This window comes from Microbacterium sp. AG157, from assembly GCF_003385695.1.
Classification (GTDB): Bacteria; Actinomycetota; Actinomycetes; order Actinomycetales; family Microbacteriaceae; genus Microbacterium; species Microbacterium testaceum.
In genome coordinates, this window is sequence record NZ_QRDK01000001.1 from 490242 (window position 1) to 510746 (window position 20505).

14 protein-coding genes are annotated in these 20505 nt (G+C 71.1%); 8 read left to right on the forward strand and 6 right to left on the reverse strand.

Features of this window, described 5'->3' with window-relative positions:
* Positions 1 to 6: 6 nt before the first annotated feature.
* The 4 genes from DEU35_RS02415 to manA all read right to left on the reverse strand — a co-directional run bounded on the left by DEU35_RS02415 (position 7) and on the right by manA (position 5957).
* On the reverse strand, positions 7 to 1398 hold the full coding sequence (locus DEU35_RS02415) for a DUF5719 family protein (protein WP_116238500.1): 1392 nt from the start codon (positions 1396 to 1398) through the stop codon (positions 7 to 9).
* Positions 1395 to 4238 (reverse strand): glycosyltransferase, encoded by a 2844-nt coding sequence (locus DEU35_RS02420; RefSeq protein WP_116238501.1) that lies wholly within the window; start codon positions 4236 to 4238, stop codon positions 1395 to 1397. The genes DEU35_RS02415 and DEU35_RS02420 overlap by 4 nt, the downstream gene beginning before the upstream one ends.
* 94 nt (positions 4239 to 4332) lie before the next feature.
* A complete protein-coding gene (locus DEU35_RS02425; RefSeq protein ID WP_074694106.1) occupies positions 4333 to 4656 on the reverse strand; it encodes a WhiB family transcriptional regulator in 324 nt (107 codons plus the stop codon).
* Positions 4657 to 4802: 146 nt separating this feature from the next.
* On the reverse strand, positions 4803 to 5957 hold the full coding sequence (gene manA / locus DEU35_RS02430) for a mannose-6-phosphate isomerase, class I (RefSeq protein WP_116238502.1): 1155 nt from the start codon (positions 5955 to 5957) through the stop codon (positions 4803 to 4805).
* A 61-nt stretch (positions 5958 to 6018) separates the two neighbouring features.
* Between manA and DEU35_RS02435 the strand changes: the two genes are divergently transcribed.
* From DEU35_RS02435 to DEU35_RS02445, 3 genes are all read left to right on the forward strand, one after another.
* Positions 6019 to 7413 carry an O-antigen ligase gene (locus DEU35_RS02435; RefSeq protein ID WP_116238503.1) on the forward strand — a complete coding sequence of 465 codons (1395 nt, stop codon included), beginning with the start codon at positions 6019 to 6021 and terminating at the stop codon, positions 7411 to 7413.
* 103 nt (positions 7414 to 7516) lie between these two features.
* A complete protein-coding gene (locus DEU35_RS02440) occupies positions 7517 to 9430 on the forward strand; it encodes a glycosyltransferase (RefSeq protein ID WP_103206493.1) in 1914 nt (637 codons plus the stop codon).
* Positions 9427 to 10398, forward strand: coding sequence for a glycosyltransferase family 2 protein (locus tag DEU35_RS02445; protein ID WP_116238504.1), 972 nt, complete (start codon positions 9427 to 9429; stop codon positions 10396 to 10398). The genes DEU35_RS02440 and DEU35_RS02445 overlap by 4 nt, the downstream gene beginning before the upstream one ends.
* Before the next feature lie 44 nt (positions 10399 to 10442).
* Here DEU35_RS02445 and DEU35_RS02450 read toward each other — a convergent pair whose 3' ends face one another.
* Positions 10443 to 12485: an acyltransferase family protein gene (locus DEU35_RS02450; protein ID WP_116238505.1), complete on the reverse strand. Its 2043-nt coding sequence runs from the start codon at positions 12483 to 12485 to the stop codon at positions 10443 to 10445.
* A 7-nt stretch (positions 12486 to 12492) separates the two neighbouring features.
* Positions 12493 to 13629 carry a UDP-galactopyranose mutase gene (glf, locus tag DEU35_RS02455; protein ID WP_103206496.1) on the reverse strand — a complete coding sequence of 379 codons (1137 nt, stop codon included), beginning with the start codon at positions 13627 to 13629 and terminating at the stop codon, positions 12493 to 12495.
* Positions 13630 to 13796: 167 nt separating this feature from the next.
* Here glf and DEU35_RS16965 point away from each other — a divergent pair, with 167 nt between their 5' ends.
* Genes DEU35_RS16965 through DEU35_RS02475 form a run of 5 tightly spaced genes read left to right on the forward strand, consistent with a single transcriptional unit; the run spans position 13797 to position 20472 of the window.
* Positions 13797 to 15713, forward strand: coding sequence for a DUF6541 family protein (locus tag DEU35_RS16965; protein ID WP_181904547.1), 1917 nt, complete (start codon positions 13797 to 13799; stop codon positions 15711 to 15713).
* Between the two features lies 1 nt (position 15714).
* A complete protein-coding gene (locus DEU35_RS02460; protein ID WP_181904549.1) occupies positions 15715 to 16911 on the forward strand; it encodes a glycosyltransferase family 4 protein in 1197 nt (398 codons plus the stop codon).
* Entirely contained in the window at positions 16908 to 18104 is a 1197-nt protein-coding gene (locus DEU35_RS02465) for a glycosyltransferase family 2 protein (RefSeq protein WP_116238507.1), read from the forward strand. Before DEU35_RS02460 ends, DEU35_RS02465 begins: the two co-directional genes overlap by 4 nt.
* Positions 18104 to 19231, forward strand: a complete 1128-nt coding sequence (locus DEU35_RS02470) for a glycosyltransferase family 1 protein (RefSeq protein WP_116238508.1) — start codon at positions 18104 to 18106, stop codon at positions 19229 to 19231. The genes DEU35_RS02465 and DEU35_RS02470 overlap by 1 nt, the downstream gene beginning before the upstream one ends.
* Positions 19228 to 20472 (forward strand): lipopolysaccharide biosynthesis protein, encoded by a 1245-nt coding sequence (locus DEU35_RS02475; RefSeq protein ID WP_116238509.1) that lies wholly within the window; start codon positions 19228 to 19230, stop codon positions 20470 to 20472. The genes DEU35_RS02470 and DEU35_RS02475 overlap by 4 nt, the downstream gene beginning before the upstream one ends.
* The last annotated feature ends 33 nt before the right edge of the window (positions 20473 to 20505 follow it).

Here is a 20505-nt window from a genome sequence, read left to right on the forward strand (position 1 = left end):
GGTTCGCTAGGGCAGGATCGTGAGCGCCGACGCGGCGGCATCCGCCGGCCACAGAGGGTAGGAGGCCAGGGCCCCCGTCCCCGCATACGAGACCGCCGCCCGGACCGGGGAACCCGATTCGAGGCGGTAGACGCCCGCGGCGACCGGCACGGCCACGCTGGCGCCGGCGGCCACGGCCGTGGTGACGGGCGCGCCTCCGTCGGACGGGGTGAGCGTGACGGTCGTGTCGCTCTCGGCGCCGGCGATCACGAGGTTCGCTCCCACCCCCGCGGCGACGGCGACCGTGCTCGGGGCCGAGATCTCGGGCGCCGGGACGTACCAGGCGAAGTCCGACCCCTCCCCGAAACCGGTCGTCGACCACGTCGCCCCCACGATGGGCGCCGTGGCGGTGACATCGACCGTGTAGGCGCCGACGGCGAGACCCGACAGGTTGAGAGAGGTCGGAAGGCCCGTGGTCAGGGGGATGTCAGTGGGGGCGGGAGCGGCGACGGCGGGGTCGTTCGGAACCAGCGTCACCGTCGCGGTGGCGTCGGAGCCCGGCGAGAGCAGCCGGAGAACCGTGCCCGCCTGACCGGCGCCGGTGGCGAGCACCTGCACGCCCGGCATGACCAGCCGAGTGTCGGCCTGGGCGAGCGGTGCGACCTGATCGGCGCCACCGGGAAGCAGCAGACGCGTCAGCGTGGCCTGGAGCGAGGCGTGGACCGGGGCACCCGATGAGACGACGCGCACGACCGGGCTCTCTTCTCCCAGCAGCAATCCCGCGAGGGGGACGACGCGACGACCACCCGCGGGAACCACGAGGTTCTGACCGCTCGCCGGGGTCGAGACGCCCTGCGCCCCGTAGACCGACAGTTGGACGGTTGCCGGAACGTCGCCGGGGTTGGCCAGCACGACGAGGTCGTTCGATCCCGTCGTGGAGGCACCCCCGACCAGCCACGACTCCGCGAGCGGGGGGCGACAGGCGGACGCCGCGAATCCGATGAGATCGCTCGCAGCAGCCGTGGCCGACCCGGCGGCCGCGAGAGGAGTCTGAGCGCGGTCGCGGGGAGACGCGCGCAGAGCCTCGGCGTCGCCGGAGGAATCGGCCGTTGCCCCGGTCAGGGCGGTTGTCGTCGCGTTCGAGCCTGCGGGGCCGCTGACGACCTGCTGCGCCGCCGCCGCGCTCAGGGAGCTCGCGGAATCGGCACTGCGCCCGAGGGCCAGCAGGGGCCCGTCGCACGCGAGGAGGGTGTCGCCGGGGGCCGGGGTGGCCTGCACGCGCACGGGGGTCGCGGAGTACTGCGGCCAGGGGGCCGCGATCCCGACGACCGTGCCGACGACGGCGGCCGTGGCCACGGCCGCACCCGCGATGACGCGGGCGCTCGTGGCGGCGACCCGGACGAAGCGACGCTCGCTCATCGGGTTCCTCCCGGGTTCGGGCCGACGATGCGCGGCGTGCGGCGGGCGACCCGCCGCGATGCGGCGGTCGGTACGGCGAGCAGGAGGGCGATCAGCACGACGGCGAGGGATCCGGCGGCGACCAGGCGCTGCAGTCCGAGCCGGTGGTCGTCGAGGGGCGGGCGCGGGGTGACCGCGGTGTTCACGCGCCAGAGGTCGCCGCGCGAGGTGGCTCCCACGGGGTCGAGCAGGTCGCGCTGGTCCAGCGACGTGGCGGCTCCCAGCCGCGTTCCGCGGATCACGTCGTCCTCGCCGGCCGGGGCCGATTCGAGCAGCACGAACGAGATGCCGCGTTCGGCGAGTCGCGAGACCACGTCGTCGGCCGACGGGGTCACGAGATCCGCCGCGAGGGCCGCGAGCTCGACGTCGTCCTCGTCGGCCGAGGTGCGCGTGGCCTCGACGGTGCTCTGACCCGAGAGGGTGGCGCTGCCGCCCCAGACGACCTGAACCCGCAGACCGTCGGCGCGGGGGTCGAGGACGATCGTGCCGATGCCGAGCGATCCTCGCCCCTCGGCGGCGACGAACGCCGGGAGGGTCGAGACGGGACCGTTCGTCAGCACCGAGCGACCGCTGTCGGTCCCGGTCGTCTGGGCGGTGAGAGCGGGGGCGACCGAGACCGCGAGGGCCGCGAGAGCGATTAGCGCACCGACCGGTCGGAGGACGTGGACGCGCGCGGGGATCCCGGCGTCGAGGGCGATGACGGCCGCGCCGACGAGGCCGATCCACGCGAGACTCAGGCCCGCTCCCGGCCAGAGCGGCACGGGGATCGAGTGGTCGAACGACACGGCGATGCCCACCGCGGCGAAGGCGGTGGCCAGTCCCACCACCGTGAGGACGATGAGGGCGGATGCCGTGATCCACCGCGGGGTGAGGACCGCCAGCACGGCCAGGACGGCGAGGGGCGCGACGAGCAGCCCGACCCACCAAACCGGTCCCCCGGTCAGGCTCGCCCAGCCGCCCGGGTCGGACGTGGGGAATCCCGCGGCGAGCAGCGCGCGCCCGAGCGGCGTCGCGGAGGCCTCGGCGCCCGCGTAGGCGACGCCGGGGTCGGCGAGAAGGCCCCAGGGGTTGCCCGCGCGCACCTGCGTCCACACGAGCGGGGCGAACACGACGATGGAGGGGACGAGGAGCCAGACGACCCGGGCGACTCCGCGACCGGCCACCAGGGCGACGACCACCAGCGCTGCCGACCACAGCACCACGACGGCGGGAGCCAGAGAGGGAGCCGACGCGAGGACGGCGGCGAGGAGGAGGGATGCCGCTCCCGCCGGCGCCCACGACCGGTGGGCGACGCTCGCGGCGTAGAACAGCCACGGCAGGAGCAGGTGCACCAGCACACCCGCGGGTCGACCCTCGACGAGAGCCGCGAGGAAGGTCGGGGCGAGAGCCCAGGCGAAACCGGCGACGATGCGCAGCATCGATGACTCCGTCACGCGGGTCGCCGCGAACCACCCGCCAAGGACGGCGAGCGGCAGGGCGAGCACCCAGAGCACCACGAACGCGCGCGAGGGCTCCCCCGGCGACAGGGAGCCGATCACCGCGACGAGCGCCGAGAACGGATCCGCCGGCCCGACGACATCCAGCCCGAGGGGGCGTGCACCCCAGGCGGCGTCCTGCCAGAGCTGGGCCACGTTCTGTCGTAGCGGCGCCAGGGCGCCTCCGCCGAGGACGGGCCACGCCAGCAGCGGGGCGAAGAGCGCGGCCGAGACAGCGAGGGCCCCGAGCACCGCCCAGGCTCCGCCGCCGACGAAGAAGCGCAGCTCCGAGCGCACCGGGGCATCGGGGTCGGCGACGTCGCTCTCCCACCGCAGGCGCATCTCGGCACGCGACACCCGCAGGGGCGACAGGCGCGACCACCCCACCCTCCGGGAAGAGCGGATGCGGCCGCGAGCACGGGCGACGGCGGCCGGCCGAGCCATCACCAGCAGCGTCGCTCCCCATTCGGGCAGCACCCGGTAGGGAACTTTCGCGACCAGGTGCAGGACCGTGCGCCACAGGGCCAGCGGCAGCAGCGAGAGCCAGTGCAGGGCGACCGCGGGGGCGGGCGCGTAGACGAGTCGGCGGTGCAGCTGCGCCGTGCGTGTCGCGAAGGCGCGGCGGCGCGCACGGCGACGACCGCGAGCCATGGCGGCCACGCCGTCTCCGGCGACGGCGACACGGGCGGAGGGCACGAGCGAGACGAGGTGACCCGCCAGGCGCGCGCGCACGCCGAGGTCGAGTCCCTCGTCGGCGCCGCCGAGGGCGGGATCGAGGCCTCCGAGGGCGGTCCACGCGTCGCGGCGCACGAGCAGGCCCCGCACGTCGGCGCCGAGCACGTCGGCATCCCCGTCGCGTTGTCCCTGGTCGAGTTCGCCGGCCGCGAGCTCGACCGTGCCGCCGTAGCGGTTCATGCTCACGCCCAGCGAGAGGATCGCGTCGCGGTCGTCCCACGCCACGAGCTTGGGGGCCGCGACGACGAGGGGCGGAGAGAGCTCGAGGGCGCCCGCGAGACGCACGAGGGCGTCGGGGTCGGGGGCGGTGTCCTGCGCGAGCAACCACACGGCGTCGCCGGTCAGACGGGGCGTGGCGAGCGCCGTGGCCGCGGCGAACGAGGTGCTGGCCGGTGCCGTGATGACGCCCTCGGCACCCGAGGACGCGGCGAGATTCCTCAGCCCGGCGTCGGCGCCGCACAGCACGATGGTGAGCGCATCCACGGGGCGCGTCTGCGCGGCGAGAGCCGCCAGCGTGCGCTCCAGATGGTTCGCTGCAGGAGTGCGTCCTTCGGGACGCACGACGAGGATGGCGTGAACACGGTCGGGCATGACGCGGATCAGCCTAAGTGCGCTCTCTCGCGATCACGGACGCCGCGCCGTCGGCGAACGGATCGCTCAGACGGACGGACCGCGGATGACGAGGTCAGGCGCGACGCTTGAGCTTGCGACGCTCGCGCTCGCTCAGGCCGCCCCAGATGCCGAAGCGCTCGTCGTTCTGGAGCGCGTACTCGAGGCACTCGGACTTCACATCGCACGAGGTGCAGATGCGCTTGGCATCCCGCGTCGATCCGCCCTTCTCGGGGAAGAAGGCCTCGGGATCGGTCTGCGAGCACAGAGCGTCGGTCTGCCAGGCGAGGGTGTTCTCTTCGGTGGAGTCGATGTCGCGACGGACTCCGGGAACACCGAGATCCACCGGATCGACGAACCAATTCTCCGGGACACCGGACCGGTACTGCGATGTCGCCATATCGTCCTCCGCCTCGCTCGAGCCCCCATGACGCGGTTCCGCGCCGTCATAATTACACCCGTGTCATTCCGCTGAGTCAAGTCGCGGATCGTAAACCCTCAAGGGCGAGGTGAACCTTTACCCGCCGCCCCGGCGTGTCGCGGACCTCAGGCGCCGGGCATGGCGACGAAGACCTCGCCCCCACCGTCGCTCGCCAGCGGCGACTCGTCGGGGGTGACGAGGGCCGCCTGGCCCGGCCGCACGGTGATACGCGCGCCCGACGACCCGGTGAGCACGGTCTCGCCCGCCACCCCGAGCGCGATCGCGACGCCGCGCAGGTCCACTCGCCCCGGCGCGCCCGCCTCGAGGTGGCCGAGGGCGAAGTCGATGATCCCCGGCGCGAAGATCTCGGCGTTCTCTCCCGCGGCGACCGGGCGCAGGAACGGCGGCTCAGCCGGACGGAAATCGACGAGACCCAGCAGTTCCTCGACGTCGATGTGCTTGGGCGTCAGGCCGCCGCGCAGGACGTTGTCGCTCGCGGCCATGATCTCGACCCCGAGGCCGGCGACATAGGCGTGCAGCACGCCCGCGGGCACGAAGATCGCCTCCCCGCGCCGCAACTCGACGAGGTTCATCAGCAGCGCGACCACGATTCCCGGATCGGCCGGATAGGCGGAGTGCAGCGACCGCGTCAGGGCCAGCTCGGCGGCGAACTGCGGCGCCTCGGCCGAGGCCGCGGCATCCACGATCTCTTCGATCTCGGCTCGCTCCGCCCCGCCGAGCAGCCAGCCGATCGCCGAGCGCAGAGCGTCGTCGCCCGAGAGGCGGTCACGCAGCGCCCGCACGGCGGGGGCGTCGCCGAGGGCGTCGACGAGGGTGCGCGTGCGTTCCAGGTCGCGCAGTCCCGCGAGCGCGGTGAACGTGTCGCTGAGGGCGACGATCACCTCGGGCTTGTGATTGTCGTCCTTGTAATTGCGCTCGCCCGCGTCGCGCGGGACGCCCGCCTTCTCTTCGCGCGCGAAGCCCTCGCCCGCCTGCTCCTTCGAGGGGTGCACCTGGATCGACAGCGGCGCTCCGGCCGCGAGCAGCTTCAGAAGATAGGGCAGCTTCTCGGGAACGCCCTGCTCTGCCGCGGCGGCGGGCAACCACTCGTCGAGCGTGCGGTCGGATCCGTCGTGCACCTCGGCCGGCGAACCCGGGTGGTCGCCGAACCACACCTCGGCCTCGGGGGCTCCCGTGGGCTCGCGGCCCTCGAGATCGGCGATGAGGGTGGGGCTGCCCCAGGCGTAGTCGCGGGGGGTGTTCGAGATGGCGATCAGCACGGCGTCAGCCTAATGCGCGCACCCGACGACGACGGATGCCGACCGCTACCCTGAACACACCATGGCGATGCACACGAATCACCCCGTGTCGGCGCTGCCGACGGCGCCCGCGCGCGAGACCACCGGGCATCTGCTGCTGCGGGCCTGGTGCGTGCTGCTCCTCATCCTGGGCCTCGGCGGGGTGGGTCTGCTGAATGCGGTCGGTCCGACCGTCACCGCGGTCGTCGTCGCGGCCTCCACCGTCGTGTCCGCCGTCGTATGGCTCGTCGTGCGCCCGCCCGTCCCCGTCCGGCGCCTGCCGTGGATCGCCGCGGGATACCTCGTCTGGGCGACGGCGTCGGTGCTGTGGAGCGCCTGGCCCGCGGCATCCGTCCTGACTCTGCTTCTCCTGTGGATCACGACGTTCCAGGCGCTGTTCGTCGGGGCGGTGCTCACTTGGAGAGACGTCGTGCGCGCGATCGCGTCGGCGGCCAAATGGGTCGTCGGATTGTCGCTGGTCTTCGAGCTCGCGGTGTCCGTCATCGTGCGAGGACCGCTGCTGCCGGGATTCGTCGTCGCGACCGAACCGGGGCAGGTTCCCTGGTCTCGAGGTGCCCTGTTCACGGGCGGCCGGATCCAGGGCATCTTCGGCGACGCCGACCTCCTGGCCGCGGTGATGCTCGTCGCCGTCATCGTGTTCGGCGTCCGCCTCGCGGTCGGCGCGCCGCGCCGTGCGCTGCTGGTCGTGTGGATCGTCGTCGCCGGCTTCCTCTTCGTGCGCGCGCAGTCGATCACGGGGGCGATCGCCGCGGTCTTCGTCGCGCTCGTGCTCGGCACCGTGCTGGTCATGCGCACCGCGAGCCGTCCCGGCGAGCGCACGCGCTGGTACCTCCTCTACGCGGCGATCGGCCTGGGCGGCGGTGCGGCGCTGTGGTTCGGGCGCGACACGATCTTCGGCGTGCTGGGCCGGGGTGCCGACCTCACCGGACGCGAGGGGATCTGGGCCGACGTGCTGGCCCGGGCGGATCAGCATCCGATCATCGGGTGGGGGTTCTCGACGCCGTGGATCACCTCGGAACCGCTCATCGGCGGCTGGATCGCCGACCACGGGCAGCCGGTGACGCAAGCGCACGGCATGTGGCTCGACGCCTACCTTCAGCTCGGCGGTGTGGGGGTGGCGCTGCTGGCGCTCGTGTACCTCGCGTACCTGTGGCGCTCGTGGTTCTTCGCGATCGACCGCCCGCGCTGGGATCTGCGCGACGATCGACCGCACTCCCCGCTCACCCTGCTGCCGACCCTCGTCGGCGCGCTGCTCGTGGTGCAGGGTCTGACAGACTCGGGCCCCCTGCTGCTGTGGGGATGGATGTTCGTGATCCTTTTCGGCGCGAAGATCAAGCAGACCCCGCTGGTGGGGGTCGGCCCGAGCGAACAGAGCATCTCGATCGAGCGGGGAGAACTGCCGCGCCCCGCGCTCTGAGCCGCGCACCGGGGCGTCGAACGCTCAGGGTCGCGGTACGTGCGCCCGGTAGACTGCCCGCTGGCCGTCCGCGGCCGCGGCTCCTCGACCGAAAGATCTCTTCGTGACGTACACCCTGCAGAACGCCGTGCTGCCGCTCGACCGCGACCCCGACCTCCTTCCGTTGTACGTCGACCCCGAGACGTGGTCGACCATCGACGAGGAGCCGGTGCGGGTCACCAACGTCGCCCAGCTCGGCAACATCCTCGATCGCCACCGCGCCCGCATCGTCGCCGGCCGACGCGTCTCTTTCGGCACCTACTTCAACGCCTTCCCCGCCTCGTACTGGCAGCACTGGACGGCCGTGCGCCACGTGCGCCTGACCGTGCACACCTCGGGGGATGCCACGGTGCTCGTGTACCGCTCGAACGGCGGCGGCACGAAGCAGCGCATCGAGACGCGCGAGGTGCGCGGCGACGCCGTCGCGACCTCGTTCGACCTCGTGCTCGATCAGTACAGCGACGGCGGGTGGATCTGGTTCGACGTGGCCGCCGACCAGGCGGACGCGATGTTCGAGGGCGCCGAGTGGACAACGGAGCAGGAGCCCGTCCGCGGCGGCAAGGCCAGCATCGGCGTCACGACCTACAACAAGCCCGACTACTGCGTCTCGACGCTCGAGGCCCTCGCCGACGCCCCCGACGTGCTCGACGTCGTCGACCGGGTGTTCATCATCGACCAGGGCACCGATCTTGTCGAGGCGCAAGAGGCCTACCCGGCGGTCGCCGAGCGCCTCGGCGACACCCTCCAGGTGCTGCGCCAGCCCAATCTGGGCGGTTCGGGCGGCTTCGCCCGCGCCATGGTCGAGACCCTCGCCCGGGAGGGCAGCGACTTCGTGCAGCTGCTCGACGACGACGTGCGGATCGAGCCGGAGTCGATCCGCCGCTCGGTGGTGTTCGGCCGGTACGCCTCGGTGCCGACGATCGTCGGCGCCCATATGTTCGACCTCCTCGACCGCCCGAAGCTCCACGCCTGGGCCGAGGTCGTCGACGATGCCCCCTTCATGTGGCGGGCCCTGTTCCAGGAGCGCCTCCCCCACGACTTCAGCGTCGCCAATCTGCGCCAGAGCCCGCTGCTGCACATGCGCCTCGACGCCGACTACAACGGATGGTGGATGTGCCTCATCCCCACCAGCATCCTGCGCGAGATCGGCCTCTCCCTCCCCGCCTTCATCAAGTGGGACGACGCCGAGTTCTGCGTTCGGGCTCGGGATGCCGGCTACCCCACGGTCTCCATGCCCGGTGTCGCGCTCTGGCACGTCTCGTGGCTGGGCAAGGACGACTCGATCGACTGGCAGGCGTACTTCCACGCCCGCAATCGCATCGTCGCCGCGCTTCTGCACTCGCGTTCGCCGCAGGGCGGGACGCTCATCCGGCACAGCCGACGCGTCGACCTCAAGCACCTCATGATGATGCAGTACTACCCGGTCGAGCTGCGCCACCGCGCCTTGCGCGACGTGCTCTCCGGGCCGGACCACATGCGCGCGAATCTCGCCACGGCCATGCCCGACGCTCGCACGGTCGCGAAGAAACACGCCGAGACCGTCGTGCACAAAGATTCGGGCGTGCCCCTGCGCTCGCGTCACGGGCGCCAGGTGTTCAAGCGCCTGAAGAAGCACGAGTTCGACAGCCCCACGGGTCTGGCCCTGCGCACCTTCACCGCGCGCACCCTCGTGTCGCACTGGTTCCACACGCCCAGGCCCGAGAACATCAGCCAGCCCGAGGTCGAATTCGGCAAGGGCGACGCTCACTGGTGGCGCGTCCCGCTCTACGACAGCGCCCTCGTGAGCGCCGCCGACGGCTCCGGCAAGAACATCTACACGCGCGATCGCGCGATGTTCCGTCGCATGCTCGTCGACAGCTGGAAGCTGCACCGACGGCTCCAGCGCGAATGGCCCCGCCTGTCCCGTCAGTACCGCAGCGCCCTGCCCGAGCTCGTCTCCGAGGCCAACTGGCGCGCGACCTTCGAGGAGCGTCCGTGACCACGGCCCCGTTCGACCCGAAGACCGCGACCATCGTCGTCGTCACCTACAACCGCACGCACCTGCTGACGCGGCTCCTCGAGAGCATCGAACGCATGGACCCGGCGCCCGGTCACCTCGTCGTGATCGACAACGCCTCGACCGACGACACCACCGCGGTGGTCGACTCGTTCCGCGATCGCCTGTCCACCGAGCTGGTCTACCGGCGGCTCGAGACCAACACCGGCGGCTCGGGCGGGTTCAGCGAGGGGATGCGCACGGCCTACGAGCTCGGATCCGAATGGATCTGGCTGATGGACGACGACGTCGAAGTCGTGACGGACGGGCTCGCTCGTATGGGGCACTGGACGCCGCGCTTCCGCAGCATCCAGGGTCGTCGCTACGACTACGACGGCAGCGAGTTCTACTGGCAGTACCGGGTGGCCGAGTCGATGGCGATCCCGATCCCCTTCGCCCCCGCCGCCTTCGACGAGTCCGGCTTCAAGCCGATGAACTCGGGCTGCTTCGAGGGCATGTTCATCCACCGCGACATCGTGGCGAAGATCGGCCTGCCCGATCCCCGCTTCTTCATCTACTGGGACGACCAGTTGTACGGTTGGCTCGCTTCTCGCCACACGCCCTCGGTGATCGTCAACGAGTTCGTGCTGCGCCGTACGCGCGAGATCAAGCAGTGGGACATGGGCATCCGGCACATGAACGCGTCGAGCGACGCGTACCGGTACTACATCATGCGCAATCGCGCCTACCTGCAGAAGTACTACCGCGCGCTCGGCGTCTACCGCACCCTGCCCTTCACGCTCGGGACGACGCTCACCTTCGTGAAGGAACTCATCCGCCTCGTCGTGGTCGAACGAAAGATCACCGGCACGAGCCACCTGTTCCGTGGGCTCCGCGACGGCCGACGCATCCTGCGCGACTCCTCGTGGAAGCCGATGCCGCCGCTGGAGCAGTCGCAGCCGGTCGGCTGAGTCGTCCGCGCTGACGCGACGCGGGACGCCTGTGCGTCCGCGGCTCAGCCGATCGTGGCCGGAAGCTGCTCGGCCAGGGACGGACTGAGCGTACGCGCATAGAGGCGGCTGAGGTGGTTGTCGTCGCGGTAGACCGCGACGTTCCCGATCTCGCCGACGCAGAGGTCGTCGGGGCAGATCCACGGCGTGAGGTCGACGAGGTGCAGACCCGGGCGGTCGAGGTCGTCGGCGGGGTTCCGATCGGCGAGCGATGCCGACCGCGGAACCGCGCAGTCGAGCGGATCGTCGGACCCGACCACGCAGTCGTACATGTTGAAGGCGAAACGCGGGTTGTCGCGGACGCCCAGCACCGGCACCCCCGCGCCGTCCATCCGGTCGAGGAAGCGTTCGATTCCCGGGCGCAGACGCTCGTCGTCCTCCCCGGCATCCGAGCGCGTCACGACCGTCAGCGCCGCATCGGGTCGCACTCGTTCGACGAGCTCGATGGCCGCCTCGCGCCACCCGTCGCAGCGCTCGTCCATACCCGGCTCGTCGAGACCCATCGAGCAGCCCCCCTTGATGAGGAAGACCACTCCCCACCCGTTGGCCTCGGCGACCGGGAGCAGGGCGCTCGTGATCTGCTGCGCGTGCGAGTCGCCGATCACGGCGATGGTGTGGCGGGCCCGCGGGGTGCCGGTGGTCTCGGAGCAGGTCCCGCGCAGCATCTCGACGTCGTTCGCCCACTCCCCCGAGCACTCGCGGTCCAGGTGGACCCACTCGTCGTCGATCAGGGTCGGAAGCGGCAGCAGCGGGGCGTCTGCCGGAGGTTTTGACAACGAAGGATCGCGCAGCACAGCGGCCCCGGGATTGGCCTGTAGCGCCCGCTCCTCGATCGCGCGCTCCTGCAGCCACGTCGACGCCTGCCAGGCTCCGACGGGAACGGCCACGACGGCGGCGGCGACCGCGAGAACCGTCACCGGCACCAGGGAGGAGGTGTCGGTCCTCCGCCAGGCACGCACGGGACGGTCGACGGCCCAGGTCAACAGCCGCGCGAGCAGGAGCGACAGCACGATGATCCCCGCCCCTCCCACCAGCCCCACCTCGGTCCGGCCGTTCACGACGAGGAAGGTCACGAGGATCGGCCAGTGCACGAGGTACAACGCATACGCATCCCGCCCCACGGCCTGCAGCGGGCGCGCAGAGAGCACCCTCGCCAGTGAGAACCGCCCGGTCTCACCCGATCCCGCCACCACGATGGCCGCCGCGCACAGCACCGGCCACAGCGCGAGGAACCCCGGGAACCCGCCCTGGACGTCGAGTACGGCACCCAGCACGAGGAGTCCGACCAGGCCCGCCCACCCGACGACGACGCGGGCGACCGCGCCGAGCCGGACACGGGGCAGCGCCACGACCAGCAAAGACCCGGCGGCGAACTCCCACAGCCGCGCCCCGGTATCGAAGTACGCCAGCTGTTGCGCCGACGCCGTGCGGACGACCGAATATACGAACGAGATCGCGAAGACCGCGCCGAAGACCACGCCCACCACGCGATCGGGGGACCACCCGCGACGGCGGACCGCGATCTGGCAGACCCACAAGAGGATCACCCACAGCACGAAGGCCTGACCCTGCACCGACATCGACCAGAAGTGCTGCAGCGGACTCGGCACGTCGGTGCGCGCGTAGTAGTCCACCGCGTCTGCGGCCAGGAGCCAATTCTGCACGTAGCCGAGAGACGCCCACGCCTGCTCGGCGATCGAGCGGTACATCGTCTCGGGATAGACCGCCCACACCACGGCCAGGATGCCGACCAGGGTCACGGCAGCGGCCGGCAGCAAGCGACGGAACACACCGAGCAGGTGACGGACCGGGCGCACCGGGGCGGGGCCCGCCATGCGACGGACGAACCCACGGGTGAGGAAGAACGCCGAGAGCATGAGGAAGACGTCGACGCCGCCCGAGACCCGGCCGAACCAGACGTGGTACGACACGACCAGCAAGATGGCGACGGCGCGCAGCCCGTCGACGTCGCGACGATACGCCCAGCGCCCCTCCGTCCCCCGGTGCGCGGGCACAGAGCGGGTGGGCGACCCGAGGGTCAGATGCACGGGGACATCACGCGAGCTGGTTGTTCCACATCGACAGAGCGGAACCGATGGCCATGTGCATGTCGAGGTACTGGTAAGTGCCGAGGCGGCCGCCGAAGTGCACGTCGCGCTCTCCCTTGGTCAGCTCGCGGTAGGCGAGCAGACCGGCGCGGTCGTCGGCGGTGTTGACCGGGTAGTAGGGCTCGTCGGCGCGCGTGGCGAAGCGCGAGTACTCGCGCACGACGACCGTCTTGTCGGTCGGGTACCGGTCGGCGCGCTCGGGGTGGAAGTGCTTGAACTCGTGGATGCGCGTGTACGGCACATCCGCGTCGGCGTAGTTCATCACGCTGGTGCCCTGGAAGTCGCCGATCGGCAGAACCTCCTGCTCGAAGTCGAGCGTGCGCCACGACAGCTCGCCCTCGGCGTAGTCGAAGTAGCGGTCCACCGGTCCGGTGTAGACCACCGGCACCTGGCCGACGGTCGCCTTCTTGTTCAGCGGCTGCGACTCGTCGAAGTAGTCGGTCGAGAGCTTGACGTCGATGTTCGGGTGATCAGCCATCCGCTCCAGCCACGCGGTGTAGCCGTCGACGGGCAGCCCCTCCCACGTGTCGTTGAAATAGCGGTTGTCGTAGGTGTAGCGAACGGGCAGCCGCGAGATGACCTCCGCGGGCAGATCCTTCGGATCGGTCTGCCACTGCTTCGCGGTGTAGTCGCGGATGAACGCCTCGTACAGGGGACGACCGATCAGCGCGATCCCGCGTTCCTCGAGGTTCGCGGCATCCTTCGCATCGAACTCCCCGGCGAGCTCGTGCACGAGCGCGCGCGCCTGATCGGGCGTGTACGCCGCCTGGAAGAACTGATTGATCGTGCCGAGGTTGATCGGCAGGGGGAAGACCACGTTCTTGTGCGTCGTGTAGACGCGATGCACGTAATTCGTGAACCGCGTGAAGCGGTTGACGTACTCCCACACCGTCGGGTTGGAGGTGTGGAAGAGATGCGCGCCGTACTGATGCACCTCGATGCCCGTCTCGGGCTCGTCCGCCGAATAGGCGTTGCCGCCGATGTGATGACGACGATCGATGACCGTGACCTTGCGGCCCGCGGCGGCGGCGCGCTCGGCGATGGTGAGGCCGAAGAAGCCGGAGCCGACGATGAGAAGGTCCATGAAATGCTGCGTCTTTCGTGTCGAGAGTGGGGGCACGACCCCGCGGGAGACGTCCGGTCGATACTACCCGGGACGCATCCGTGCCCCCGCGGCCGCGCTCAGCGGCCCCGCAGAGACCGTCCGATACGATGGCGTGTCGTAACGGCCGCGGACGGAGACGGAATTGCATGGGTGACTGGGTCAGCGCGATTCCGGCGTACCTTGCCGTCGCTGCCGTTCTGATCATCCCCGGCGTCGCCGTGGTCGCCGTCGGCTGGGGCTGGCGAAGCCCCCAACGGCTGCTGCTCGCTCCTGCGATCTCGGTCACGATCGCCGCCGCCGCGGCATCCGTCGCCCCCCTCGTGGGTCTGCGGTGGAACCTGATCCCCCTCGCCCTGGTCACGCTCCTGGTCATGGGCATCGCACTCGTCCTGCGTCGCGTCGCCGGGGTCGACACCGCGCCCGCCGGGCGCCGAACGGGACTGGTCGCGCTCCTGTCGCTGGTGGCGACGGCCCTCGTCAGCGCCGTCATGTTCGCCCGCGCCTTCGGTGCTCCCGGCAACATCGCGCAGCGCTTCGACAACATCGTCCACCTGAACGCGATCGCCCTGGGCCTGCAGAACGGCAGCGCTTCGCCGTTCCAGATCGGGTCCACCTCCGACATCGGCTTCTATCCGAACGCCTGGCACGCCCTCACCACCCTCGGCGCCGAGTTGACGGGCGCGAGCGTCCCCGTCGCGGTGAACGGGTCGAACCTGGCGATCGTGTCGATCCTCTGGCCCGCGTCGGTGATGGCTCTCGCCGGGGCCTTCTTCGCCCAGCGCCGCACCGCCTACGTCGTGTCCGCTGCGCTGTCGACGGGGTTCGGGGCCTTCCCCGCCCTGTTCTTCAACTGGGGCGTGCTGTACCCGAACCTCGTCGGGTACGCCATGCTCCCCGCGGCCCTCGCGGTCATCGTGACGATGCTGCCCGAGCGCGGTGCCCCCGCCCTGGTGCGCTCGGCTCTGCTGGTCGCCCTGCTGGCCGGGGGAACCTTTCTCGGCCACCCCAACGCGTTCCTCAGCCTGCTGTTCTTCGCCGCCGCCGTCGTCATCACCGCGTTCGCCGTGCGCGCGGTCACCGAACGCACGCGCGGATCCGTCCTCGGGCTCGGGATCGCCGTGGTCGCCTTCGCCGTGGCGTTGGCGGGTACCGTCGCGGTCTTCCGCACCGGGGCCGAGCACTCGGGCTGGGCACCGTGGCAGCAACTGTCGCAGTCCCTCGGCGAAGGGCTGTTCGCCGCACCGCGCGGGTTCACTCCAACCGTGGTCGCCTCTCTGCTGCTGATCGCGGGCTTCGCCGCCGTCGCGCGCCGCCCCCGCCTGCTCACGGTCCTCGCGCCCTTCGCCGTCGCGGTGGCGCTGTTCGCCGTGGCCTCGGGCCTGCGCATCGACAGCCCCCTGCGTCAGCTGCTCACCAACCCCTGGTACAACGACTCGAACCGGCTCGCCGCGCTGCTGCCGCTGGTGGCCATCCCCGTCGCCACCCTCGGCGCGCTGGCCATCGTCGATCTCGTCCGAGCGACTGTTGGCGAACGACGTGTTCCCGGGTGGCTCCGCGTCGGCGCGGTGGTGGTCGGTATCGCCGCCGTGTTCTCGGTGGCGATCGGTCCCAACGTCCGAATCGCGCTCGCCCAGGTGCACGAGGCCTACGCCTATACCGACAGCTCCCTCATCCTGTCGTCCGACGAAGAGGCGCTGCTCGAGCGTCTCGACGAGGAGACACCCCCCGACGCGCTCATCGCCGGGAGCCCCCGGACGGGTACCTCCCTCGCGCTCGCCTTCGCAGACCGCCAGGTGACCCAGAAGCACGTCTTCGGAAACCCCTCCGCCGAGGTGCTCTTCCTCAACGCGCATCTTCGCGACATCGACTCCGACCCGGCCGTGTGCCGCACCGTCGATCAGCTCGGCGTCGACTACGTGCTCGACTTCGGCACGCAGGACGTCATCGATCCCGCGGGCGCCGCGGCCTACAGCGGCATCCAGGACCTCACTCCCGGCACGCACCTCGTGCTCGTGGATTCGCAGGGCCCGGCCGCCAAGTTGTTCCGCATCGAGGGGTGCTGAGGTGTCGCGCGCTTCGACCGTGGCGGTCGCGTACGACTGCCTGTTCCCGTACTCCACCGGCGGTGGTGAGCGGCAGTACCGCGCTTTCGCCGACGAACTGGGACGCTCGGGTCTCGACGTCGACTATCTGACCGCCGTGCAGTGGGATGCCGCGACCCCGCCGGAAGACCACTTCCGTATCGTGCCGGTGACCGGGCGCCTGTCGCTGTATTCCGACGACGGTGTGCGCCGTATCCCTGCGGCCCTGCGCTACGCGGCGGGGCTGTTCGGCGCGCTGGTGCGCCGGCGCCGTCGGTACGCGGCCGTCGTCGTCAGCGGTCTGCCGATCTTCAACGTCTTCGCCGCCCGCCTGGCACTGCTCGGATCGGGCACGCGCCTGGCGGTCGACTACCTCGAGGTGTGGCACCGCCGACAGTGGGTCGAGTACTCGGGCGTCGTCACCGGAACGATCGCCTGGGTCCTGCAGCGCGCGGCCATCGCGGTCACCCCGCTGGCCACCTGCCACTCGCAGCTTTCGGCCACGCGTCTGCGGCGCGAGGGGCTGCGTGGCGCGCCCCTCGTCAGCCCCGGGCTCATCGACGGTGCCGTCGAGGTGGCTCCCCCCTCGGCGGCCGCGGCTCCGCCGTACGTGCTCTACGTCGGCCGGCACATCCCCGACAAGCGCGTCGAGGTTCTCCCGGCCGCCGTCGCGGCGGCGCGCAAGAGCCTGCCCGACCTCCGCCTGGTCGTGCTCGGCACCGGGCCCAGCTCCGAGGCCGTGCGCGCCGAGGTGCGACGCGTCGGCGGCGAGGAGTGGACAGACTTCCCGGGCTTCGTCTCGGATGCCGAACTCGACACGCTGCTGCACGGAGCCCTCGCCCTGGCCAACCCGTCACGCCGCGAGGGGTACGGCCTCGTCGTCGTCGAGGCGAATGCCCACGGCACTCCGGTGGTGCTCGTCGCCGACGAGGGCAACGCCGCAACCGAACTCATCGACGACGGCGTCAACGGCGTCGTCTCCCCCACCACCCGCCCCGCCGATCTCGCCCGGGCCATCCGGGACATCGCCGAGGGCGGTGACGACCTGCGGCGCACAGCGCGCGCCTGGTACGACACCGCCGTCGGCACTCGCACCATCCGCCGCACCGTGGACGGCATCATCTCGGCGCTGTCGCTGCCGAGCCCCGCCGCGGTGAAGACGAAAGAAGACACCCCGTGACCACTCCCGCACCGTCCGACGTCGAGCTGACGATCCTCATGCCGTGCCTCAACGAGGTCGAGACGCTCGAAGTCTGCATCCGCAAGGCGCAGGGCTTCCTCGAGCGCAGCGGCATCCGGGGCGAGATCCTCATCTCCGACAACGGCAGCACCGATGGCTCGCAGGCCCTCGCCGAGGGGCTCGGCGCCCGCGTCTCGCACGCCCCGCGTCGCGGCTACGGCGCCGCGCTCATCAACGGCATCGAGACGGCCCACGGTCGGTACATCATCATGGCCGACGCCGACGACAGCTACGACTTCGAGAACCTCGAGCCCTTCGTCGAGCGCCTGCGGGCCGGAGCAGATCTGGTCATGGGCAACCGCTTCCGCGGCGGCATCGAGCCGGGCGCCATGCCCCCGCTGCACAAGTACCTCGGAAACCCGGTGCTGTCGTTCATCGGCGAGCTGTTCTTCAAGCCCGGCATCCGCGACTTCCACTGTGGCCTGCGCGGCTTCAACCGCGCCCGCATCCGCGAGCTCGACCTGCAGACCACCGGCATGGAGTTCGCCTCCGAGATGGTCGTGCGGGCATCTCTCGCCCGCTTCCGCATCGAAGAGGTCCCCACGACCCTCAAGAAGGACGGTCGCTCACGCCCGCCGCACCTGCGCAGCTGGCATGACGGCTGGCGTCACCTGCGCTTCCTCCTGCTGTTCGCTCCCCGCTGGCTGTTCGTCTACCCCGGCCTGGTGGCATTCTTCTTCGGCGCCATCGCCGTCGGCGTGCTGGCGTTCGGCGGTGTCCGCATCGGCGGCGTCGGCTTCGACGTCACGACCATGGTCTACGCCAGTGCCCTGTGCGTGATCGGGTTCCAGTCCCTGTTGTTCTTCTGGCTGACCAAGCTCTACGCCACGCAAGAGGGATTCCTGCCGACGAGCGAGAGATACCGGCGCATCGTGGCGAAGTGGTCGGCCGAGCGCGGCCTGCTGATCGGTGTGGGACTGTTCTTCCTCGGCATCATCATCGGCATCGTGCAGGTCGCCCTGTGGGGCAGCCTCGACTTCGGTGCGCAGAACGCCGCACAGGCCGTGCGCATCGCCGTGCCCAGTGCGTTGTTGATCATCCTCGGCTTCCAGACGGCGATGATGAGCTTCTTCTCGGGCGTACTGACCACGCCCCGGCGCGAGCAGCGCCCCGAAGCCGTCATCGAGAGCTGATGGCCCACCGCCGCGTCCTCGTCGATCTGCTCGGGTTCACCGGCTCGCGCGGGGGCACCGAGACCTACGTCCGCGAACTGCTCCCCCGCATCGCTGCCCTCCTCCCCGACACGCGCTTCGCCGCGCTGACCGGTCGCGACGGTGCCGACCGCGTCTCGGCGTTCTTCCCCGGCCACGTGCAGACGGTGCGGTGGGTAGGGTCCGATCCGGCGACGTGGGCTCTGGGCGCGGTCGTGGCGACCGACCTGCTCGCGCGGCGGGGACACGCCGATCTGGTGTGGGCGCCGGCGAACTTCGGCCCGGTCCTCCGCGGCGTCCCGCGCGTGGTCACCGTGCACGACGCGATCTACGACGAAGTGCCCGGCGGTCTCGCCCAGCGGGCGCAACGTGCCGTGACCTCGACTCTCATGCGGCGTTCGGCACAGACCGCCGACCACGTGATCACCGTGTCGCACGCGGCCGCCGACAGTATCGGACGTTTCCTCGGCGTTCCCGCCGGGAGGGTGTCGGTGGTGCACAACGGCAGCGCGGAACCGCGTCCCGTGGCGGACCCCCGCGGCATCCTGTCCTCCCTCGCGCTGCCCGCCGGGCGACCTCTCGTCCTGAGCGTCGGCAACCGCATGCCGCACAAGAACTTTCCGGGACTGCTCGCCGCCCTCGCCACGATCGCCCCCGCCGAGCGTCCCGTGACCGTCGTCGCCGGGAGCCGCCTGCCCGACCCGCTCGCCGGTGAGGTGACACGTCTCGGCCTCGAGCGCGACGTGATCCTGCCCGGCTGGGTCAGCGACGAGCAGCTCGAGGCGCTCTACCAGTCTGCCGCGCTGTACGTCTGCCCTTCCCTCGTCGAGGGCTTCGGCCTCCCCGTCGTCGACGCGCTGCGTCGGCGCGTTCCCGTCCTCGCCCACGATGTCCCCGTCCTGCGGGAGGTCGGCGGTGACGCCGCTCACTACGCCGATGCGACGGATGCCAACGCCTTCGGCGCCGCGATCACGGCGGCGTTGCGGACTCCCGCCGACGACGCCGCGCGGTCCGAGGCCCAGCGGTGGGCGTCGCGCTTCACCTGGGACGCCGCGGCCGAGGCGACCGCGGGAGTGCTCGATGCCGTTCGCCGGGGGGCACGACGATGACGGCCGCACCCTCGATGAAGCGGCGCCTGCTCGGGTTCCTCCTCATCCCCGCGATCGCGGCCCTCTCGCCCCTCATCGCCCTCCCCGCGATCACCGCGATCGCCGGCCAGGCGGGGTGGGCGAGCGCGATCGCAGGCGAGTCGATCGGAACCTTCGCCGCCATCGCGATCGGCTGGGGATGGGCTACCGTCGGTCCGGCTCTCATCTCCATCGCCGCCGATGACGACGAACGCGCGCGCCTCTACCGCGAGTCGATCGCCGTACGTCTGTCGATCTCGATCCTCGCTCTCCCCGCGCTCGCCGTCATCTGCTGGTTCGTCGCGTCTCCCGGTTCGGAGTGGCTCACCATCCTGATGGGGATGCAGGGCGCTCTCATCGCCCTGTCGTTCACCTGGTTCTGCGCCGGGGTGGGAGACCCCCGCACGATCGTCGTCTTCGATGCCGCTCCGCGTCTTTTGGCGAACCTCGCCGCGGCCGGACTCGTCCTGACGACGGGGGTCGTCGTGCTCTATCCCCTCGCAGGAATCCTCGTCACGCTCGTGGGTACCTCGATCTTCACGCTGCGGTTGCTGCGGCGGCATCCGGGACCGTGGCCGCGCCCACGGGATCTGCCGAGACTCCTCCGCACGAATCTCGCGGTCGCGTTGAACGACGCGGGCCTCAGCGGGTACTCGAGCGTGCCCGCCCCCGTCGTCAACGTCACCTCGCTCCCCGCGGCGGCCAGCGGCTACGCGACGGCCGACAAGATGCTCAAGCTGGGGCAGTTCATCCCGATGACTCTCGCCAACGCACTCCAGGCATGGGTCGGTGAGGCCCACGGGCCCCACCGCGGCCGTCGGATGCGTCTGGCCATCGGGCTCTCCGCCGCCACCGGCCTGCTCGGATGGGCGGGTCTGGCCCTGGTCGGTCCCTGGCTCACCCAGGCTTACCTCCCCGCCGCCCCGGCCCCCTTCGACATCCTCTTCGTCATGGGCCTGGTGTTCTTCTTCTTCTCCGTCCGCACGGCCGTCGCCCGCCTCGTGCTCTTCCCGGCGGGACAGGCCTCCGCCGTCATGCGCGCCACCCTCGTCGCCACGGCGGCCGGAATCCCCCTCATGATCGGCCTCGGCATCGCCTGGGGCCCGATCGGTGCCGCACTCGGCTACGCCTTCACCGAGGGAGCCGCGGCTCTCCTGCTCACCCGCCGCTGCCTGCGGGTGCTGCACGATCTGCGCCACACCCCCGCCGAGGCCGCGGCGTGAGCCCTCACGCTGCGCGCCCCCACGAAAGGACCG